This window comes from Cupriavidus sp. P-10, from assembly GCF_003402535.2.
GTDB lineage: Bacteria > Pseudomonadota > Gammaproteobacteria > Burkholderiales > Burkholderiaceae > Cupriavidus.
Window position 1 is genome coordinate 3716974 of record NZ_AP025170.1, and the last position, 18135, is coordinate 3735108.

At 68.6% G+C, this 18135-nt stretch carries 19 protein-coding genes; 6 read left to right on the plus strand and 13 right to left on the minus strand.

Translation table 11 applies throughout. The features are described from left to right. On the plus strand, window positions 1-1488 hold the full coding sequence (locus CTP10_RS17085) for an efflux transporter outer membrane subunit (RefSeq protein WP_116320096.1): 1488 nt from the start codon (window positions 1-3) through the stop codon (window positions 1486-1488). A 132-nt stretch (window positions 1489-1620) separates the two neighbouring features. On the opposite strand, the gene CTP10_RS17090 is transcribed toward CTP10_RS17085, so the two are convergent. Beyond that, on the minus strand, window positions 1621-3216 hold the full coding sequence (locus tag CTP10_RS17090) for a GMC family oxidoreductase (protein WP_116320097.1): 1596 nt from the start codon (window positions 3214-3216) through the stop codon (window positions 1621-1623). Between the two features lie 8 nt (window positions 3217-3224). Next, the gene (locus tag CTP10_RS17095) at window positions 3225-3839 is read right to left on the minus strand and encodes a hypothetical protein (RefSeq protein WP_116320098.1); all 615 of its coding nucleotides are present in this window, start codon (window positions 3837-3839) and stop codon (window positions 3225-3227) included. Between the two features lie 164 nt (window positions 3840-4003). On the opposite strand from CTP10_RS17095, the gene CTP10_RS17100 reads away from it, so the two are divergent. The 3 genes from CTP10_RS17100 to CTP10_RS17110 all read left to right on the plus strand — a co-directional run bounded on the left by CTP10_RS17100 (window position 4004) and on the right by CTP10_RS17110 (window position 7354). Beyond that, the gene (locus CTP10_RS17100; protein WP_116320160.1) at window positions 4004-4957 is read left to right on the plus strand and encodes a LysR family transcriptional regulator; all 954 of its coding nucleotides are present in this window, start codon (window positions 4004-4006) and stop codon (window positions 4955-4957) included. 120 nt (window positions 4958-5077) lie between these two features. Next, entirely contained in the window at window positions 5078-6049 is a 972-nt protein-coding gene (locus CTP10_RS17105) for a Bug family tripartite tricarboxylate transporter substrate binding protein (RefSeq protein WP_116320099.1), read from the plus strand. A 333-nt stretch (window positions 6050-6382) separates the two neighbouring features. Beyond that, complete coding sequence (locus CTP10_RS17110; protein ID WP_116320100.1) at window positions 6383-7354, plus strand: M14 family metallopeptidase; 972 nt, start codon at window positions 6383-6385, stop codon at window positions 7352-7354. 43 nt (window positions 7355-7397) lie between these two features. On the opposite strand, the gene CTP10_RS17115 is transcribed toward CTP10_RS17110, so the two are convergent. From CTP10_RS17115 to CTP10_RS17140, 6 genes are all read right to left on the minus strand, one after another. Next, window positions 7398-7952 carry an Sbal_3080 family lipoprotein gene (locus CTP10_RS17115; RefSeq protein WP_116320101.1) on the minus strand — a complete coding sequence of 185 codons (555 nt, stop codon included), beginning with the start codon at window positions 7950-7952 and terminating at the stop codon, window positions 7398-7400. A gap of 137 nt (window positions 7953-8089) precedes the next feature. Continuing rightward, window positions 8090-8290: a hypothetical protein gene (locus tag CTP10_RS17120; RefSeq protein WP_116320102.1), complete on the minus strand. Its 201-nt coding sequence runs from the start codon at window positions 8288-8290 to the stop codon at window positions 8090-8092. 27 nt (window positions 8291-8317) lie between these two features. After that, a complete protein-coding gene (locus tag CTP10_RS17125; RefSeq protein ID WP_116320103.1) occupies window positions 8318-8893 on the minus strand; it encodes an OB-fold putative lipoprotein in 576 nt (191 codons plus the stop codon). A gap of 42 nt (window positions 8894-8935) precedes the next feature. Continuing rightward, a complete protein-coding gene (locus CTP10_RS17130; RefSeq protein WP_116320104.1) occupies window positions 8936-10180 on the minus strand; it encodes a glycosyltransferase in 1245 nt (414 codons plus the stop codon). Between the two features lie 36 nt (window positions 10181-10216). Then, entirely contained in the window at window positions 10217-11644 is a 1428-nt protein-coding gene (gene mnmE / locus CTP10_RS17135; protein WP_116320161.1) for a tRNA uridine-5-carboxymethylaminomethyl(34) synthesis GTPase MnmE, read from the minus strand. Window positions 11645-11744: 100 nt separating this feature from the next. After that, on the minus strand, window positions 11745-12575 hold the full coding sequence (locus tag CTP10_RS17140) for a CHAD domain-containing protein (RefSeq protein WP_233528158.1): 831 nt from the start codon (window positions 12573-12575) through the stop codon (window positions 11745-11747). A 177-nt stretch (window positions 12576-12752) separates the two neighbouring features. On the opposite strand from CTP10_RS17140, the gene CTP10_RS17145 reads away from it, so the two are divergent. After that, a complete protein-coding gene (locus CTP10_RS17145) occupies window positions 12753-13190 on the plus strand; it encodes a PaaI family thioesterase (RefSeq protein WP_116320105.1) in 438 nt (145 codons plus the stop codon). 24 nt (window positions 13191-13214) lie between these two features. Further along, window positions 13215-13601 (plus strand): VOC family protein, encoded by a 387-nt coding sequence (locus tag CTP10_RS17150; protein ID WP_116320106.1) that lies wholly within the window; start codon window positions 13215-13217, stop codon window positions 13599-13601. Between the two features lie 69 nt (window positions 13602-13670). On the opposite strand, the gene tam is transcribed toward CTP10_RS17150, so the two are convergent. The 5 genes from tam to rpmH all read right to left on the minus strand — a co-directional run bounded on the left by tam (window position 13671) and on the right by rpmH (window position 17333). Beyond that, window positions 13671-14441, minus strand: coding sequence for a trans-aconitate 2-methyltransferase (gene tam, locus CTP10_RS17155; RefSeq protein WP_116320108.1), 771 nt, complete (start codon window positions 14439-14441; stop codon window positions 13671-13673). A 121-nt stretch (window positions 14442-14562) separates the two neighbouring features. Beyond that, window positions 14563-16230: a membrane protein insertase YidC gene (gene yidC, locus CTP10_RS17160; protein WP_116320109.1), complete on the minus strand. Its 1668-nt coding sequence runs from the start codon at window positions 16228-16230 to the stop codon at window positions 14563-14565. A gap of 21 nt (window positions 16231-16251) precedes the next feature. Further along, window positions 16252-16572: a membrane protein insertion efficiency factor YidD gene (gene yidD, locus CTP10_RS17165; RefSeq protein WP_116320110.1), complete on the minus strand. Its 321-nt coding sequence runs from the start codon at window positions 16570-16572 to the stop codon at window positions 16252-16254. A gap of 19 nt (window positions 16573-16591) precedes the next feature. Further along, complete coding sequence (gene rnpA / locus CTP10_RS17170; RefSeq protein WP_116320163.1) at window positions 16592-17056, minus strand: ribonuclease P protein component; 465 nt, start codon at window positions 17054-17056, stop codon at window positions 16592-16594. 142 nt (window positions 17057-17198) lie between these two features. Continuing rightward, entirely contained in the window at window positions 17199-17333 is a 135-nt protein-coding gene (gene rpmH / locus CTP10_RS17175) for a 50S ribosomal protein L34 (protein ID WP_008650850.1), read from the minus strand. Window positions 17334-18135: the final 802 nt, after the last annotated feature.

Sequence of the window (18135 nt, forward strand, 5' to 3'; positions counted from 1 at the left end):
ATGACCAAGACCCTGACCACACTGCTGCTGGTGGCCGGCGTTCTGACGGGGTGCACGCTGGCACCCCACTATGACCGCCCCGCCCCGCCGGTGGCAGACAGCTTCCCGGTGGCACCGGAGGGCTATGCCACGGCCGAGGTGAAGAGCGGCGAGACCCGCCGCGCAACCGACATCGGCTGGCGCGAGTTCTTCCGCGACCCGCGCCTGCAGGCGCTGATCGCCACCTCGCTGGATAACAACCGCGACCTGCGCCAGGCCGCGCTGCGCATCGAGGAAGCGCGCGCCACCTACCAGGTGCAGCGTGCCGATCTGCTGCCCACGGTGAACGTGGAAGGCGGCTACACCCGGGCCCGCACCACCCCGGCCGAGGCCGCCACCGCGCTGGGCCAGCCCGGGGTGACCGAGGTCTACCGGGTCGGCCTGGGCATCTCGTCGTACGAGCTCGATTTCTTCGGGCGCGTGCGCAGCCTGTCCAACGCCGCGCTGGCGCAGTACTTCGCCACGGAAGAGGCACACCGCTCGGCGTATATCTCGCTGGTATCGGAAGTCGCCAAGGCGTACCTGGCCGAGCGTTCCTTCGCCGAGCAGTACGAGCTGGCGCGCAACACGCTGCAGGCGCGCGAAAGCACCTACGGGCTGGCCAAGAAGCGCTTCGATGCCGGCGCCACCTCGGCGCTGGACCTGCGCGACAACGAATCGCTGGTGGCGCAGGCGCGCGTCGCCGCGGCGCAGCTGGCACGCCAGCGCGCGCAGGCGCAGAACGCGCTCGAAGTGCTGGTGGGCAAGCCCATCGGCACCATCGAGAACCTGCCCGAGCCGATGCGGCTGTCGGACGAGCGCATCGTCAGCGATATCCCGGCGGGCCTGCCGTCGGAGTTGCTGGAGCAGCGTCCCGATATCCGCCAGGCCGAGCAGCAGCTGCTGTCGGCCAACGCCAATATCGGCGCGGCGCGCGCGGCGTTCTTCCCGCGCATCTCGCTGACCACCAGCGTCGGCACCATCAGCCCGACGTTCTCGGGACTGTTCGATGCCGGCACGCGCGCATGGTCGTTCGCGCCGCAGCTGACGCTGCCGATCTTCGACTATGGCCGCAACAGGTCGAACCTGGATCTGGCCAACGTGCGCAAGAACATCCAGATCGCCAACTACGAGAAGACCATCCAGACGGCCTTCGCGGAAGTGGCGGATGCGCTGGTGGCACGTGGCACGCTGGAAGACCAGGTCACTGGCCAGGAGCAAGTGCGCGACGCGGAAGCCGCTCGATATGAGTTGTCGCGCCTGCGTTTCCGCAGCGGCGTGGCCAGCTACCTGGACGAGCTCGATGCGCAGCGCCAGCTGTTCACCGCGGAGCAGGCGCTGATCCAGGCGCGGCAGCTGCGGCTGAATAACGCGATCGATCTGTATCGCGCGCTGGGCGGCGGCTTGAAGGAGGACAGCGCGGTCGCGCAGCAGGCAGCGCCTGGAGCGCAGCAACCGGTGACGCAGTAACGCGGGGGTTCTCCCCTCTCCCGCTTGCGTCGCTTGCGGGAGAAGGAGCAAACCGTCGGCCGTTCAAGCGAAAAAACCAGTGGCACACCGCCACTGGTTTTTTTTCGCCTGCACCGCAGGAGTGACGCTTTGTCATGCCGTGATGCGTCGGGCCAGTGCATCTGCATTCTGTGCCGTCAGCGCGAACACCGACAACTGGGGATTGGCGCCCACGCTGGTCGGAAACACCGAACCGTCGAACACCGACAGGTTGGCCAGTTGGTGGTGGCGCCCGTGGCTGTCCACCACGCCACGGCGCGGGTCGTCGCTCATGCCGCAGCCGCCCATCAGGTGCGCGGTGAACAGCGCCGTGCGGAACGGCTTGAGCGGCAGCTTCGCGATCGCGTCGCGCGCTTCAGGCCAGCTGCGGTAGTCGGTCGCGTCCAGATGGGCCGGCCGCACCTTGACCGCACCCGCGGCAAACTGTGCCTGCGCCATGCTCAGCCATGCGCGGCGCACGCCGTCCCAGGCGTAGTCGCCCATCTCGTAGTCGAGCAGCGGGCTGCCGTTGGCGGCCAGCCGCACGCGTCCGCCCTCGCTCTGCGGCACGAAGCCGTCGCGCAGCAGCGCCAGCATGGCATTGGTGTTGGGCAGTTGCGCAATATCGCGCCGCAACGCATCGCCCATGCCGTTGAGCACGCCGGCGCTGATGCCGGGGAACAACGGCGGCACCTCCAGCTTGTAGCCCATCGGGCCCGTGGCGCCATTGGCCCACTGGAACTGGTCGGAGGCCACCGACTGTGGCGCACCATAATAAGGATCAATGCGCTCAGGCATCACGGCGATGCTGATATTCACCGGATGGATAAAAGTGCGCACGCCCAGTCGCCCATGCGGGTCCGGTACGCGCGAGCGCAGCAGCAGCGCCGGCGAGTTGATGGCCCCGCCGGCGACCACCACGTGCCGTGCGCGCACGGTCACGCCCAGGCCGGTGGGCGTATAGCCGTCGGCGCCGAGCGCTTCGCCGGTGACCGACCGCACGCGCTGCCCGTCATGTTCGAGCGTGCGCACCCGGACGCGGTGCACCAGCGTCGCGCCGGCGGCCAGCGCCGCCGGGATGGTCGATACCAGCATCGACTGCTTGGCATTGACCGGGCAGCCGAAGCCGCAATAGCCGGAGTTCCAGCAGCCCTTTACGTTGCGCGGGATCACGTGCCACTCCCAGCCCAGCTTCTCGCAGCCGCGGCGCAGCACGTCGTTGTTGGGATTGGGCGCCATGGCCCAGGGCGCGATGCCCAGGCGCGCTTCCACCTGCGCAAACCATGGCGCCATGTCGGCCTCGGCATGGCCGCTGACGGCGTGGTGCCCGGCCCAGTGCGCCAGCGTCTGCGGCGGTGTGCGAAAGCTTGACGACCAGTTGACGGTGGTGCTGCCGCCGACCGCGCGGCCCTGCAGGATGGCGATGGCGCCGTCGGCCGTGGTGCGCGCCGCGGCCTCCTGGTACAGCTCGCGGTAGGCACGGTTCTCGTCCATGTCACGGAAGCTGTCCGAAGTGCGCAGTGCGCCCTCTTCCAGCAGCACCACGCGCAGCCCGGCACGGCTCAGCGCCTCGGCGCTGATGCCGCCGCCCGCGCCGCTGCCGACGATGGCAACGTCCGCATCGATCGTGCGGGAGGTGGTGAAAGTGCCGGCATCCAGCACCTTCCAGCCCGCGGCGATGCCTGCGTCGTAGAGATTGTCGATGGCCATGTCGGTGCTCAGGCGTGCAGCGCCTTGTAGACGGGCGCATTGGGGCCGGGATAGCCGCTGCCCTCCCAGGCGGCAGGCAGCACGTAGTAGCTCACGCTGGCGAGCTTGACCAGCACCACCGCGCCGGCATTGAGCGTGGCCAGCCGGCTGGCGCGCCAGCGTTCCAGGAAGGCTTGTACCTGTGCCGGCGTGGTCGCGTTCCAAGGCTGGCCGACGCCAGCCAGCGCCCAGCGCAGCGGCGTGCTGGCGAGCAGGCCGAACAGCTTGCGCAGCTCGGCCTGCGCGCCCGCGTTCATCGCCGAGCAGGTGGTGTCGATATTGCGCAGCGTCTCCTGCACCAGGGTCTCGCGCCGCGGCGGCGGTGCCTCGGCGAGTTCGGTGACGACGGCCGGCAGCAGCGCGCGGAACATGGCCACGTCGTCTGGCCGCAGCCACGCCATGCCGGCCTGCGGCGCGGCATCCGCGGCGCTGCAGCCAGCCAGCGACGGCACCAGCGCGGTACACGCCAGCGCGGCCGAGAAGCCGAGTCCGACCTTGAGGAAGCCGCGGCGCGACAGCGCGTGCAGCGCCTCGGTGTCGGCGTCCGCGCGCGGCTGCGGCGCACGTTGGGTATGCGGGAGCATGTGGCCTCCTGTGCGTCGGTATTCTTGTCCGGGCCGGGCGGACCGGCATTGACGCTATCTCTAGTATGGTTGGCAAACATTCCAACCGATGCATGGCGGCATGCAAGATGGCCGCCGGTTTTGCCGATAATGTGGGCAGACCAACGCTACTCGTCCCGCCTTCCATGCACATCCGCTGGCTTGAAGACTTCGTCTGCCTGGCGCAGGCCGGCAGCCTGGCGCGCGCCGCCGAGCTGCGCAACGTGACCCCGCCCGCGTTCGGCCGGCGCATGCAGGCCGTGGAAGTGTGGGCCGGCGCACCGCTGATCGACCGCAGCGTGTTCCCGGTGCGCCTCACCGCCGAGGGCCGCCAGTTCCTGGAAGCCGCGCAGAGCGCGCTGCGCACGCTGGATGAAACGCGGCTGGCACTGCGCGCCGCGCATCGGGCCGACGCCAGCACCGTCACCATCGCCACCGGCAAGACGCTGGCGCGCTCGATGGTGCCGGCGTGGCTGTCCGGCCTGCGCGAAGCGCTGCGCGGCGATCCCGCCGCGGCAGGCTTCCGCACACGGCTGTCGACCTTCCCCATGCATGACGCGCTGGCGATGTTCGCCGAAGGCGACGCCGACTTCCTGCTGTGCTACAGCCCGCCTGACCTGCCGGTGATGCTGGACGACGCGCGCTACCAGTTCCACCAGGCCGGCGTGGAACGGCTGGTCTGCGTCAGCGCCGCCGACGCGCAGGGTGCGCCGCTGCACCGGCTGCGCACCGGCAAGGCCACGAAAGAAAAGCCGGTGCCGATGATCGCTTATGCCGAGACCCTGACGCTCGGGCGCATGGTCAACCAGGAGATTGCGCGCCGCAAGCTGGCGCCGCGGCTGGACGTGATCGCGGTCAGCGACTTTGCCGAGTCGGTGCACGAGATGGTGCGCCAGCGCATGGGGCTGGCGTGGCTGCCCGCGCGGCTGATCGCCGACGACCTGCACGCGGGCCGGCTGGTGCGGGCGATCGGTGCCACCGCCGCCGGAGCTGACGATGGCGGCGACCTCGCCCTCGATATCCGCCTGTACCGCCCACGCGCGCCGATGCGGCCGCTGGCCGAGGCGTTCTGGCGCGCGGCGGTGGCGGCCCCACGGTGAGCAGTGATCGCCACCATTGCCGAATCGGCAACCCCCCTTGCCAAAGCCGCATGCCGACCGGGCCGGCCGCTCTCTAATATCGGGTCACAACATCGATTCCGGGGACCCCCAGCCAAGACCATGAAGACCATCCTGCGCGCGGCCGCTGCCGCACTCTGCCTTGCCACCGCTACCGGCGGCGCCTTCGCCAGCACCTGGCCCGCCAAGCCGATCACGCTGGTGGTGGGCTACACCGCGGGCGGCAGCGTCGACCTCGTCGCCCGCACCATCGCGCCGGAGCTGGGCAAGCGCCTCGGCCAGAGCGTGGTCATCGAAAACCTGGGCGGTGCCGGCGGCACCATCGGCGCGTCCAAGGTAGTCAAGGCCGAGGCCGACGGCTACACGCTGCTGATGGGCTCGGGCAGTGAAGTGTCGATCGCGCGCCTGACCAACCCCGCGGTGCGCTACGACGGCGAGAAGGACCTGGCGCCGGTGACTTTTGTCGGCACCCAGCCGATGGTGCTGGTCGGCAAGCCCGGCCTGCCGGCGAAGAACGCCGCCGAGCTGATCGCGCTGGCCAAGGCCCAGCCGGGCAAGCTGGCCTATGCGTCGTCGGGCGTGGGCACGCCGCTGAACCTGGCTGGCGAGCTGATCAAGCAGCAGGGCAACGTCAATATCACCCACGTGCCGTACAAGGGCGCATCGGCCATGGCCACCGACCTGCTCGGCGGCCAGATCGACCTGGCGGTGATGGTGCTGTCGTCGGCGCTGCCGCATATCCAGGCAGGCCGCGTGCAGGCCTACGGCGTGACCGGCGCCAAGCGCGCCGCGGTGGCGCCGAACGTGCCGGCACTGGCCGAGACGCCGGCGCTCAAGGGCGTCGACATGGGCGTGTGGTTCGGCCTGATGGGGCCGGCCAACCTGCCCAAGCCGGTGGTCGACCGGCTCAACACCGAGATGCAGGCCGTGCTGGCGATGCCGGACGTGAAGAAGAAGCTGGCCGAGGCCGGCGTGGAAGTGACGCCGGGCAATCCTGCGCAGTTCGGCAGCTTTATCAAGCGCGAGACGGGGCGCTATCGGACCATTGTGCAGACGGCCGGGATTCGTGAGTGAGGGATGGGATGTCGGTGCTGCCAGCGCCGGCCCTCTCCCCCGCCCCTCTCCCGCACGCGGGAGAGGGGAGACCACAGCGAGCATGAGCAAGGCCTGACGCCCTCTCCCAAGCCGCCGGTTTCCTTTCCCTCTCCAGCTTGCTGGAGAGGGAAGACCACAGCGCGCGTGGGCAAGGTCCGACGCCCTCTCCCAACCCACCGGTTTGCTCCCCTCTCCCGCTTGCGGGAGAGGGGCCGGGGGAGAGGGCCGGCGCCTGCCAGTACCAACGACGTCCCAATCCATACGACCCGCCAGGCACCGACCCACCGGGCACCCCTGAGAGCACCGATTCCCATGACCCAACCCACCCACCTCGACGCCTACCCCGTCGACGTCACCTTTCCCGATATCGGCCCCTACGCCCCCGGCAACACCGGCATCCCCTACCTGTACACCTTCGACAGCGGCGAGCCCGGCCCCCACGTGATGGTCAACGCGCTGACCCACGGCAACGAGGTCTGCGGCGCCATCGCCGTCAAGGCATTGCTAGACCACGGCCTGCGTCCGCGCCGCGGCCGCCTGACGCTGGCCTTTGCCAACGTCGACGCCTACCGCAGCTTCGACCCGGCCAGGCCAGACGCGTCGCGCTTCGTCGACCAGGATTTCAACCGCGTGTGGACCGCCGCCACGCTGGACGACACCAGCCGCGATTCCTCCGAGTTGCGCCGCGCGCGCGCCATGCGCCCCGTGATCGACACCGTCGACCTGTTGCTCGACCTGCACTCGATGCATGAGAAAAGCCGCCCGCTGATCGTCTCCGGCCCGCTAGAGAAGGGCATCGCCCTGTCGCGCGCGCTGGGCGCGCCGGCCGACGTGATCGTCGACGAAGGCCACCCCGAGGGCCGCCGCATGCGTGACTACGACGGCTTCGGCGATCCCGCCAGCCCGCGCAATGCGCTGCTGATCGAATGCGGCCAGCACTGGGAGCCGGCAGCCGTGACGGTGGCGCAGGACAGCACCGCGCGCTTTCTGCTGCACGCCGGCGTGGTCGACGCCGCCGACCTGCCCGCCGGCTGGCTGCAGCCGCTGCCCGCCACGCAGCGGGTGGTACGGGTGACCGAGCCGGTGGTCGCCGCCAGCATGGATTTCCGCTTTGCCGGCCCCTATACCGGCCTGGAGACCTTTGCCGATGCCGGCACGGTCATCGGCTGGCGCGACGGCGAGCCGGTGGTGACGCCCTACCCCGACTGCGTGCTGGTGATGCCTTCGCTGCGCCAGTTGCGCCCCGGCGTGACCGTGGTGCGGCTGGGCAAGCTCGAGCGCTGAGCCGGGTTTGCCGACGGGCGTGGAAAGGTAAGGCCTCGCCTGATCAGGCCCCCGCCGTCGGCGCCGGCGGCGTGCCGGCCGACGGCGCTGGCGGCGGCAGCATGCCGGGGAACAGTTGCTCCACCATCTCGTCCAGCTTGGACGCCGGCTGCACCAGGTTGCTCAGGTTGAGCCCGCCCGCGCTGCGGTTGGCGTTGTAGATCGCCTTGCCGACGCGGTCGCCCTGGCGGAAGACGGTGATATCCACGCTGACCAGGTATGACGTCCAGAACCAGGCGCTGCGCGCGGTGTAATACGCCACCATCGGGCACGCCAGCGCCGACGCTGCCTCGGCTTGCAGCATCTTCACCTCGAAGTTGCGGTGCTCCAGCGACGCACGGAAGGCTTCGACATAGTTATTGCCGCCGACCGGGCTCACCACCACGCACAGCAGCATGCCGTTGGCGCCGTAGTTGCCGCGCGGGCCGCCACCGGCGGGCACCTGGAACGCGGTATTGGGATCGGACTGGTCGAGGCGGTCGACCGGGGTCACGGCCTGGTAGGTCGAGCAGCCGCACAGCAGCAGGCCGACACTGGCGGCCAGCAGGGCTTTGTTCATGGGAATCCTGGATGGCTTGAGACACCGCCGCCGGCGCGCAATCCGGGCAGCGTGCCTTCACACTGTAGGCGCTGCCGGCGCCAGTCAATGCCCGGAACAGAAGTACAAAATCCGCGCTGCTGTGTCGGCGTGGCGCGTCAGCCGCTCGCCCCGCCTTGCGCGAGCCGGCCCACCAGGATCAGGCAGAACGCAGCCAGGCACAGGCCTACCACCGCGACCTGCAGTCGCGTTACGGGCCGGCCGCCCAGCAGGGTCTCGCTGAGCCAGCGCGGCGAAGCCAGGCCGGCGGCGGTCGCCGCCAGGATGATGAGCGCAAGCACGGACAGCAAGGATTGCATCGCAGGTTCTCCCGATCAGGCTAGCGCTCAGTTGGCGCCGCCGCGCAGCAGGCAGTCGCGCAGCAGCGGCACGCCATCGGCCTGGCCCGCGCCGTTGCACTCCACCGCCACCTTCTGGCCGCGCCGAACCATGGTCGCACGGGCCTCCACTTCACAGACCCGCCCCGCCGGGCCGCAGATCTGCCGCTGCAGCAGCAAGGCGCGCACATTGGCGGCCGGGTCGTTGGTGCGGATGTCGACAAAGACCTGCTCGCCCTCGCGGCGCACGCCGCTGGCGACGCCTTCGACGATCACATAGTGGTCGAGGTAGCGCGCATCCGCGGCCTTGGGATCGTTGCGGTAGTCGTCCAGTATGGCGCTGGCCTGATATTGCGGCAGCCGGTCGGCGGGCCGCTGCGGGTCGATGCTGACCGGATCCAGCGTGCCGTCGCGCGGCACGCCGCGCACGTCGCTGGCCGGCACCGCGCTGGCGGCGGCCAGCTCGCCCGGATCGGCGGGGGCCGTGGAGGCATCGTCATGCCGGTCATTGCCGGCAAACCACAACATGCCAAGGACAGCCACGGCGACGATGGCAATGAGGATCTGCTGGGTACGGTTCAACATCTGGGGGTCCTGCCTGGGGGCATGCAAACGGCGAAAGCGCGATTATGCGCCACCCGGAGCGCAGAAGCGCCCGATTGCGGCCACCGCGTGTTCCACCCCTTGCTCCGCGGCCACCGCGCGACCCAGCGCGGCGGCCTTGTCGCGCGTCTCGGAGCGCTCGGCAAAGGCGATCATCGACGCCAGCCGCGCCGCGTCGATCTTGTGTCCCGGCACGTATGCCGGCGCCACGCCCAGCGCCGCCAGCCGGCCCGCCCAGAAGAACTGGTCGCCCGCGAACGGCAGCACGATCGACGGCACGCCCGCCGCCGCCACCGCATGCGTGGTGCCGGCCCCGCCATGGTGGATCGCCGCCGCCACGCGCGGCAGCAGCCAGTCATGCGGCGTGGCGCCGATTACATGGAAATTGGCCGGCAGCGCGGACACATCGATACCGGACCAGCCCGGATAGAACAGCGCCCGCCGGCCGTCAACGGCCTGCACCATGGCATTGACCACCTTCTGCCGGTCAAAGCCCGCCATGCTGCCGAAGCCGATATACAGCGGCGGCGCGCCGGCCGCCAAAAAGTCGCACAGTGCTGCGGTCGGCTGCCAGTCCGGCTGCGCCGGCACGTTCCACGCGCCGGTCACCAGCCAGTCCGCATGCCAGTCGCGCGGGCGCGGCACCAGGTGCGGCGACATCGCATACAGCGACGGGAAATCGCGCCACATCGCCCGGCGCGGCGCCACGCCAAACAACTTTGCGCGCGCCGCGTTGGTGGCATTGCGGAACATCCGCCACAGCACGAAATTGATCACAGCATGGCTGGCCCGGTTGGCCCAGCCGGGCATGCGGAACGGCGGCAGCAAGGCCGAAGGAAAATCCCGCGTCGGCGAGATCGGGAACATGCCAGCACCGATCACAGGCTTGCCCAGCTGCTCACCCACGGACAGCCCCACGTAAGCCGTCAGTCCCGAAAACACGATGCCATCAATGTCGCGCGCCGCCTCCGCCAACTGTGCCATCCACGCCTCGGTGTTCTCCTCCGCAATGCGTCCAAAGGCACGCGTGGCCTCGGCCACGTTGCCGCCCTCGGTCATCAGCTTGTGCAGGGCCCCGCCGGGCTGCAGGGTTTGCTGTATATCGCCGGCCATTGGCGCGAACGGCAGGCCATGCTCGGCGGCAAGCGGCGCGGCGGAGCGTTCGCCGAGCATCAGCACGTCATGTCCTGCGTCACGCAGGCCCAGGCCGAGGGCTACGACGGGGCGGCAGTCGCCTTGGGTGCCGAAGGTGATTAGGGTGAGGCGCATGGGAGAAGAAGGTGGCGCGTTCCGGTAGCGACCGCCTTACTTCCCAATACAAAACCGCGTAAAAATCGTGCCCAACAAATCATCACTGGTGAACTCCCCGGTAATGCTGTTCAGGCACTCCTGCGTCAGCCGCAGTTCTTCGGCGAACAGGTCCAGCGCCTGCGCCTGATGCTCTGCCTGCTCCGCCGCGATATCGAGGTGCGACTGCGCATTGCGCAACGCTGTCAGATGCCGTTCGCGCGCAAGGAAAGTGCCTTCGTTGCCGGATTGCCAGCCCACCAGCCGCAGCAACTCGCGCCGCAGCAATTCAATACCGGCGCCGGTGCGCGCAGAGATCCAGATCTCGGTGGGGTTAGGGCCGTTTGCGGCGACTACGTGCGGGCGGTTGCCGCCGAACATCGTGTCGCCCACTGCCGGCGCCTTGTCGATCTTGTTGACAACGCGCACGATCGGCGAGCCCGGTGGCAGATGGCCGCTGAGCCGGTCGTCGATGGCGTCGTCGATCTCGGACAGGCCGTGGCGCAGGTAGTCGGTGGCGTCGACCAGGTGCAGCACGATGTCGGCGCGGCGGATGGCGTCCCAGGTGCGTTCGATGCCGATACGCTCGACTTCGTCGGTGGCGTTCTCGCGCAGGCCGGCGGTGTCGATGATATGCAGCGGGATGCCGTCGATCTGGATGGTCTCGCGCACGCGGTCGCGCGTGGTGCCGGCGATCGGTGTGACGATCGCAAGTTCGGCGCCGGCCAGTGCATTGAGCAGCGAGGACTTGCCCACGTTGGGCTGGCCCGCCAGCACCACCGACAGGCCTTCGCGCAGCAGCGCGCCCTGCCGCGCCTGCGCCAGCACGCCGCCCAGTTCATTCCGGATGGTCGCGAGCTGGCCGCGCGCGTCGGACTGCTCCAGGAAATCGATCTCTTCCTCGGGGAAATCCAGCGTGGCCTCGACCAGCATGCGCAGGTGGATAACCTTATCCACAAGCTTGCGGATCGCATTGGAGAACTCGCCTTCCATCGAGCGCGCCGCCGAGCGCGCAGCGGCTTCGGTGCTGGCTTCGATCAGGTCGGCCACTGCCTCGGCCTGGGCCAGGTCGAGCTTGTCGTTGAGGAAGGCGCGGCGCGTGAACTCGCCCGGCTCGGCCAGGCGCAGGCCGATGCTGTCGCCGGCCTGCAGGCAGCGCGTCAGCAGCATCTGCATCACCACCGGGCCGCCGTGGCCCTGCAGCTCCAGCACCTCTTCGCCGGTGTATGAATTGGGCGCGGGGAAGTACAGCGCGAGGCCGTGGTCGATGACCTTGCCCTGGCCGTCGAGGAACGGCAGGTAGGTCGCGTGGCGCGGCTTCAGTGCCTGGCCGCAGACGGCGCGCATCACGGGGCCGACATCGGGGCCCGACACGCGCACCACGCCGATGCCGCCGCGTCCGGGCGCGGTGGCGATGGCGGCAATGGGAACCTGGGGAGCAGTCATGGCGGTATTGTCGCAGATCGGTTGCGGTTGGCGTGGCGTGGGTTGCACTTGCAGAAGCGCCGCGCGGCGCGGTAGGTCGGCCGCCATGTCAGGCGGGGCGTCAGCTCGCGCCGGGCGGTGGCGGCGGCACGTCGTCGGGCAACTCCGGCACGTCCAGGCACTCGCCCATCAGCCGGCGCGCGACCATGGCATCGACAAAGCCGCCCAGCCGCGACTGCTGCCTGACCAGCTTGCGGTGCAGCCGCTTGGTAAAGCGCGACGGCAGCACCGGCTCCAGCGCCTCGATCGTGTAGCGCAGCCGCTTGCCCGCGATGCGCTGGTCGTGCACCGCGCGCAGGTCGCCGCCATGGGCTGCCTGTTTCAAACCGCGCAACTGCTTGCGCCCGCGGCGCACGCGCTTGCGGGCGAACTGGCCCAGGCGGTCGCGCTTCCCGGCTTCGCTCCTGGCGGCAACCCTCCCGGCAAGGTGGGCCAGGTGGGCGAGATCACGCTGCACGACAGGCAGCTGCCCGTCGCGATAGCTGACCAGTGCGGCAAGCATGGCCGCGCGCGCCATGTTGCGCCGGGTTGTGGCAGTGTCGGCCACGGCGGCCAGCACGGGATCCTTGCGTTCCTTCTCGCGCGCTGGGGCAACCGTCTCGGCCAGGAAGACATCCCAGTCGCGCACCTCGCTGGTCGCCTGCGCCAGCGTGCGCAGCTCGCGCTTCCAGCGGTCGCGTTCCAGGGTTGGCAGCGCTGGCCCGAGCGCCCACAGCACCGCGCGCGCATGGCGCACCGCCACGCGCAGTGCGTGCAGGTCTTCCGCTTCGTCGCGGTGCAGCAAATTCTGCAGGGATGCGTCGATCCGCGCCAGGCTGGCTTGCGTCAGCGCGGCAAAAGCAACGACCGGCTGCGTCTTGCGGCGCAGCGTGAACGGCTTGGCGTCGGTCATGGCGGTCTTCATGCGGTCAGGCGCGCCGGTGGGGACGCAGATGCCACCAGTGTAGGCGACGGCACGCGCGAATGCGTCCGGGCGGCGTATCCGGCGCTGCCGCGGTTGACAGCGGCCCGCCGTCGCGCTGGAATGCGCACACCGCCTGGTGATGCAGAGACCGTAAGAGGACCCGCCATGACCACCGAACAGGAGCGCTTGCTGCTGCGCGACACCATCGAGGCCGGCTTCCGCCAGGCCGCGTTCGTCAATGACGTCGGCATCGCGCTGGCGGACTGCGGGCCGGGCTGGTGCGAATCGACGCTGGCCATCACGCCGCGCCACCTGCAGCACGGCGGCATCGTCCACGCGGGCGTGCAAGCCACCATGGCCGACCACACCGCGGGCGCCGCGGGCACCACCATCCTCGAAGCGGGCCAGCACGTGGTCACCGCGGAATTCAAGATCAACCTGCTCAGGGCCGTGCGCAGCGACCGGCTGCGCTGCCGTGCCGACGTGCTCAAGTCCGGCCGCTCGATCATCGTGGTCGAGGCGGATGTGTTTGCGGACGTGCACGGCGAATCGGTGCTGGTGAGCCGCTTCAACGCCACCATGAGCGTGCTCGACCTGGCCTGAGCCCAACCCTGCAAGGAGCCAAGCATGATCGACCATACCGGCGCCAGCGTCAGCGATTACGCCAGGAGCCGCGCGTTCTACCTGGCGGCGCTCGGCGCCATCGGCTACGACCTCGTCAAGGAATTCCCGGCCAGTGTCACCGGCAGCACCGACGTGGCGGGATTCGGGCCGCCGGGCAAGCCGGATTTCTGGATCCACCGTGGCGAGCCGAACCGGCCGCCGATCCACGTAGCGTTCCGCGTAGACAGCCGCGAGCTTGTGGATAAGTTTTATCGCGCCGCCATCGAGGCGGGCGGGCGCGACAATGGCGCGCCCGGCATCCGCGCGCACTACCACCCGGACTACTACGGCGCCTTCGTGCTGGACCCGGACGGGCACAACATCGAGGCGGTGTGCCACAAGCCGGCCTGACCTGGCAGATCCGGCAGATCCGGCAAATCCGGCAGATCCGGCAGATCCGGCAGATCCGGCAGATGGCGTTCAGCGCGTTGCCACGATAAACAGGCGCGGGAACGGCAGCAGCACCGATCCGTCCGGCAGCGCGGGGTATGCCCTGGCGATCTCGCTTTCATAGCGCGCCAGGTAAGCGGCGCGCTCGGCCTCGTCCAGCGGCTGCAGGAACGGCCGCAGGCCGCTGCCCTTGAACCACTCCACCACCGCCGCCGGCCCGCCAGCCAGCGGGTGGTGATAGGTGGTCAGCCACACGTCCACGCGCTGGCACAGCGGGCGCAGCAGTTCGTAATACCACCGCGCCGGGGAACGCTCCGCGCGCGCCTTGCTGGCGCCGGCCAGCTTTTCCGCCCACGGGCTTTCCGCCGCCACCTGGCGCATCAGCCGGTGCGCGGGTTCTTCCAGGTTGTCGGGCATCTGCACGGCCAGCGTGCCGCCTTCGGAAAGCCTGGAGACGAGCTTGGGGAACAGGCTGGCGTGGTCCGGCAGCCATTGCAGCACGGCGTTGGCCAGGATCACGTCGTAAGGGCCGGCATCGTCCCACGCGCCGATGTCGGCCACGCCGAACTGCACGTCAGGCAGGCGCTTGCGCGCGGCGTCGACCATGTCGTCGGAACTGTCCAGGCCGGTGATCGACGCGCCGGTGTAGCGGCCCAGCAGCACCTCGGTGGAGTTGCCCGGGCCGCAGCCGATATCCACCGCGTTGCGCACGATCTCGTTGGGGATGGCGGCGACGAGGTCGCGGACGGGACGCGTGCGTTCGTCTTCAAAGGCAACGTATTGCTTGGCGGACCAGCTCATGGGAATTCTCCAGTCAATGAGGCGCAGGCCCGTAGCATACGCCCGCTGCAACATGCCCTGCACAAACAAAAAGCCCGGCTTCCGCCGGGCCTTTTGCTAACTACATCAACGCAACTGGCAATCAGCTCTTGGCCACGACAGCCGTCTTGCCCTTGCCAAGCATCCGGTTGATCTGCCACTGCTGCGCGATCGACAGGATGTTGTTCACCACCCAGTACAGCACCAGGCCGGCCGGGAAGAAGAAGAACATCACCGAGAACACCAGCGGCATGATCGTCATGACCTTGGCCTGCACCGGATCCGGCGGCGTCGGGTTCAGCTTGGTCTGCACAAACATCGACACGGCCATCACGATCGGCAGGATGTAGAAGGGATCCGGCACCGACAGGTCCTTGATCCAGCCCAGCCACGGCGCACCGCGCATTTCCACCGACGACAGCAGCACCCAGTACAGCGCAATGAACACCGGGATCTGGATCACGATCGGCAGGCAGCCGCCGAGCGGGTTGACCTTCTCGGTCTTGTACAGCCCCATCATCTCCTGGTTCATCTTCTGCGGGTCGTTCTTGTAACGCTCGCGGATCGACGTCATGCGCGGCTGCAGGTCCTTCATCTTGCCCATGGACTTGTAGCTCGCCGCCGACAGCGGGAAGAACACCAGCTTGATCAGCACCGTCAGCGCGATGATCGACCAGCCCCAGTTGCCCAGGAAGCCATGCAGCTTCTCCAGCAGCCAGAATAGCGGCTTGGCCAGGATGGTCAGCCAGCCGTAGTCCTTCACCAGTTCCAGGCCCGGGGCGATCTTCTCGAGCATGTGCTCTTCCTGCGGACCGGCGAACAGGCGTGCATCGGTGGTCACCGTGGCGCCCGGGGCCAGCTCGCCCAGCGGCTGCTGGATGCCCACGCGGTACAGGTTCGGATCGATCTGCTGGACGTAGAAGCTGTGCTCCTTGCCGGTCTGCGGGATCCAGGCCGAGGCAAAGTAATGCTGCACCATCGCCACCCAGCCATTGTTGGCGGCGGCCGGCACGCTGGCCTTGCCCTTGGCGATGTCTTCGAAGCTGAGCTTGTGGTACTTGTCGGCGTCGGTGTAGATCGCCGGGCCGGTGAAGGTGCTGTAGAACTGCGACTGCTCCACCTTGCTGCCGTCACGCGCCAGCTCCAGGTACAGCGTCGGCGACACCGGCGCGGTACCCGCGTTGGTCACCGCGAACTTGGTGTCGACCACATAGCTGCCCTTGCGGAAGATGTAAGTCTTCACCAGCTTCACGCCGTTCTTCTCGCCGGTCAGCACCACTTCCAGCTGCTCTGCGCCGTCCAGGTTGCGCTGGCCCGGGGCGGCGGTGAACACCGTGGTGTGGTTGGGCAGGTCGCCGCCGATCAGGCCCGAGCGCGCCATGTAGGTGCGCACGTTGTCACGCTCGAACAGCACCACCGGCTTGCCGTCCTTCTCGAGTTCCTTGAGTAGCTCCAGGCGCGACAAAATGCCGCCGGCGGTATCGATCTCGGCGCGCACCGTGTCGGTGGTCACCACGATCTTCTCGCCGGTGGGCTGGGCGGCGGCCTGCGGCGCGGCGCCAGCGGCCGGTGCGGCTGCGCCCGGCTGGACGTTGGCCTTGGGCACGTCGCCCTGCGCGGCCGCGCCGCTGGCGGCCGGCGCCGAAGCGGCCTGCTGCGTCGTGCTCGGGAAGAACATCGACGCATGGCCTTGGGCGCGTTGCCAGTTGTCGTAGAGCAGCACGAGGGACATCGAGAAGATGACCCAGAGGATGGTGCGTTTGATATCCATGTCTGGCTGTGGTCGGAGAAATCAGGGTCTGGGCAGACGGATCACGGCAGGCGCATGGCCTGCCGCGGCATGGACGGAACAGTCCGCGGCGGTTTGCGGCTTTGAGTCCGGCCTGGCAGTGTCGGCTTCCGTGCCCGGCACGGGATCATACCCGCCTTGGGCGAAGGGGTGGCAACGGCACAGCCGGCAGGCGGCCATCCAGCTGCCGCGCGCGGCGCCGTGATGGACGATTGCGTCGCGGGCGTAGTCGGAACAGGTTGGCAGGAAGCGGCACTGCGAGCCCAGGTACGGACTCAGGGCGATCTTGTAGATACGCAGCAGGGCTATCAGGATTCGCTTCATGGCGGGCGTTGGCTCGCGATCAGGCCGGAAGGCCGGGTGGCTGGCTTTGCGGAGCACCCGCCGGCGGTGGGGCTGGCGGGGCGGAAGGCGTGGCGGACGGCACCGGCGGCGGTGGCAGCGGTTTTGCCGCTACCTCCAGCAGGCTGGCAATTTCCGCCGCGCACGCCCGTCGGACAGCGGCACGCGTGGCAAATTCCGCTCGCGGGAATTTTGTCTGCAAGCGCAACAGCACATCGCGCCCAGACAACTGGTCGCGGCGCTGGCGGAACAGCTCGCGCGCCATGCGCTTCACCAGGTTGCGCTCGGCGGCGCGGGGCGCGAACTTCTTGCCCACGACCACGCCCAGCCGGGCTTCTGCCAGGCCGTTGGCGCGCACATAGAGCACGAAATGCGTACTGCGCCGCCGGGGCCGCAAAGCAAAAACGGATGAAAACTCATCCGTCTTTGTGAGCCTCGCGGCTTTGGGGAAGGCATGGGCTGACACGCTGGGCAAGGCTGGCGAGAGATACTGCTGACTGACTAGCTGGACCCGACGGCAACCCGGCGCAAACTGCGCAGTCCGTCCTGGACCCGAGGCAAGAGGCATTGACGGCGCCGGTGGCGCCGTCAGGCCGGTTGCCCGGGCCTCAGATGGCCAGGCGCTTGCGGCCCTTGGCGCGGCGAGCGTTGATGACGGCACGGCCGCCACGGGTCTTCATGCGCACACGGAAACCATGGGTACGCTTGCGGCGGGTAACGGAAGGTTGGTAGGTACGTTTCATGTTGCACTCTCTGGTTGATCTGGGCGTGCCCGGCTTCGGCCGGTGCCGGGGTGCCGTGGCCGCCGCGTATGGTTCGCATGGGGCTGCCGCTGGCAAGGAACTGCCGCGGTAATGCCGACGATTCTGGTTCTGTCTTGCTGCCGGCCGGCGGCGCGGTGCAGGCGTAGGCCTGCTGGCGCGGACGGCACGAACAGGCCAGACCCGGCGATGCGCATACGTGATCCCCTGCCGCATCGCAGAACCCGGCATTTAACCCAGTTTTGTCGACGGTGTCAAGGTAAACGGCGAGGTGCGCCGACACATATGCCACAAACCGAAGAACCTGTCAGTGCGCCATTGTCCACAGTGGTCAGTGCAAAAACATATGTGCCTGCGGCGCCGCCAACATATAGGACAACTGAGGTCGAAGTCCATGTTTTGCCTGAAGTTTTGCGGCTTTCCACAACCCGCTACCCCGCACTGCAGCACGGGTTGTGCACAGCAATCCACTGAATTTGCACAAGTTGTCCACAGACTTATCCTTTGTGGATAACTTGGGGGCGGGGGTACAATCCGGGTCCAAACACATCACGGGCTGCGTGGCGCAGGCGCAACCCGGGCCCCCCACCGCGAAAAACGCATGAGTTAACGCACGCTCAGTGCGGCGAGCCGATTGCTCGCTGGCTGTCGCATGCCATGCCGCGGGGGTACGCCAACTGGTATTGATTACCAGTTCGGCAGCATGGCCCGGTCGACGCGACGTTTACGCCGCTCGTGACGTGCCCGGACCGCGATCCCGGGTGCGACTACTAAACAACAAACA

What these genes read in the sequence shown, in the direction of transcription:
- CTP10_RS17085 (WP_116320096.1), top strand. Translation starts at nt 1, where the DNA reads ATGACCAAGACCCTGACCACACTGCTGCTGGTGGCCGGCGTTCTGACG.
- CTP10_RS17090 (WP_116320097.1), bottom strand. Translation starts at nt 3,216, where the DNA reads ATGGCCATCGACAATCTCTACGACGCAGGCATCGCCGCGGGCTGGAAG.
- CTP10_RS17095 (WP_116320098.1), bottom strand. Translation starts at nt 3,839, where the DNA reads ATGCTCCCGCATACCCAACGTGCGCCGCAGCCGCGCGCGGACGCCGAC.
- CTP10_RS17100 (WP_116320160.1), top strand. Translation starts at nt 4,004, where the DNA reads ATGCACATCCGCTGGCTTGAAGACTTCGTCTGCCTGGCGCAGGCCGGC.
- CTP10_RS17105 (WP_116320099.1), top strand. Translation starts at nt 5,078, where the DNA reads ATGAAGACCATCCTGCGCGCGGCCGCTGCCGCACTCTGCCTTGCCACC.
- CTP10_RS17110 (WP_116320100.1), top strand. Translation starts at nt 6,383, where the DNA reads ATGACCCAACCCACCCACCTCGACGCCTACCCCGTCGACGTCACCTTT.
- CTP10_RS17115 (WP_116320101.1), bottom strand. Translation starts at nt 7,952, where the DNA reads ATGAACAAAGCCCTGCTGGCCGCCAGTGTCGGCCTGCTGCTGTGCGGC.
- CTP10_RS17120 (WP_116320102.1), bottom strand. Translation starts at nt 8,290, where the DNA reads ATGCAATCCTTGCTGTCCGTGCTTGCGCTCATCATCCTGGCGGCGACC.
- CTP10_RS17125 (WP_116320103.1), bottom strand. Translation starts at nt 8,893, where the DNA reads ATGTTGAACCGTACCCAGCAGATCCTCATTGCCATCGTCGCCGTGGCT.
- CTP10_RS17130 (WP_116320104.1), bottom strand. Translation starts at nt 10,180, where the DNA reads ATGCGCCTCACCCTAATCACCTTCGGCACCCAAGGCGACTGCCGCCCC.
- mnmE (WP_116320161.1), bottom strand. Translation starts at nt 11,644, where the DNA reads ATGACTGCTCCCCAGGTTCCCATTGCCGCCATCGCCACCGCGCCCGGA.
- CTP10_RS17140 (WP_233528158.1), bottom strand. Translation starts at nt 12,575, where the DNA reads ATGACCGACGCCAAGCCGTTCACGCTGCGCCGCAAGACGCAGCCGGTC.
- CTP10_RS17145 (WP_116320105.1), top strand. Translation starts at nt 12,753, where the DNA reads ATGACCACCGAACAGGAGCGCTTGCTGCTGCGCGACACCATCGAGGCC.
- CTP10_RS17150 (WP_116320106.1), top strand. Translation starts at nt 13,215, where the DNA reads ATGATCGACCATACCGGCGCCAGCGTCAGCGATTACGCCAGGAGCCGC.
- tam (WP_116320108.1), bottom strand. Translation starts at nt 14,441, where the DNA reads ATGAGCTGGTCCGCCAAGCAATACGTTGCCTTTGAAGACGAACGCACG.
- yidC (WP_116320109.1), bottom strand. Translation starts at nt 16,230, where the DNA reads ATGGATATCAAACGCACCATCCTCTGGGTCATCTTCTCGATGTCCCTC.
- yidD (WP_116320110.1), bottom strand. Translation starts at nt 16,572, where the DNA reads ATGAAGCGAATCCTGATAGCCCTGCTGCGTATCTACAAGATCGCCCTG.
- rpmH (WP_008650850.1), bottom strand. Translation starts at nt 17,333, where the DNA reads ATGAAACGTACCTACCAACCTTCCGTTACCCGCCGCAAGCGTACCCAT.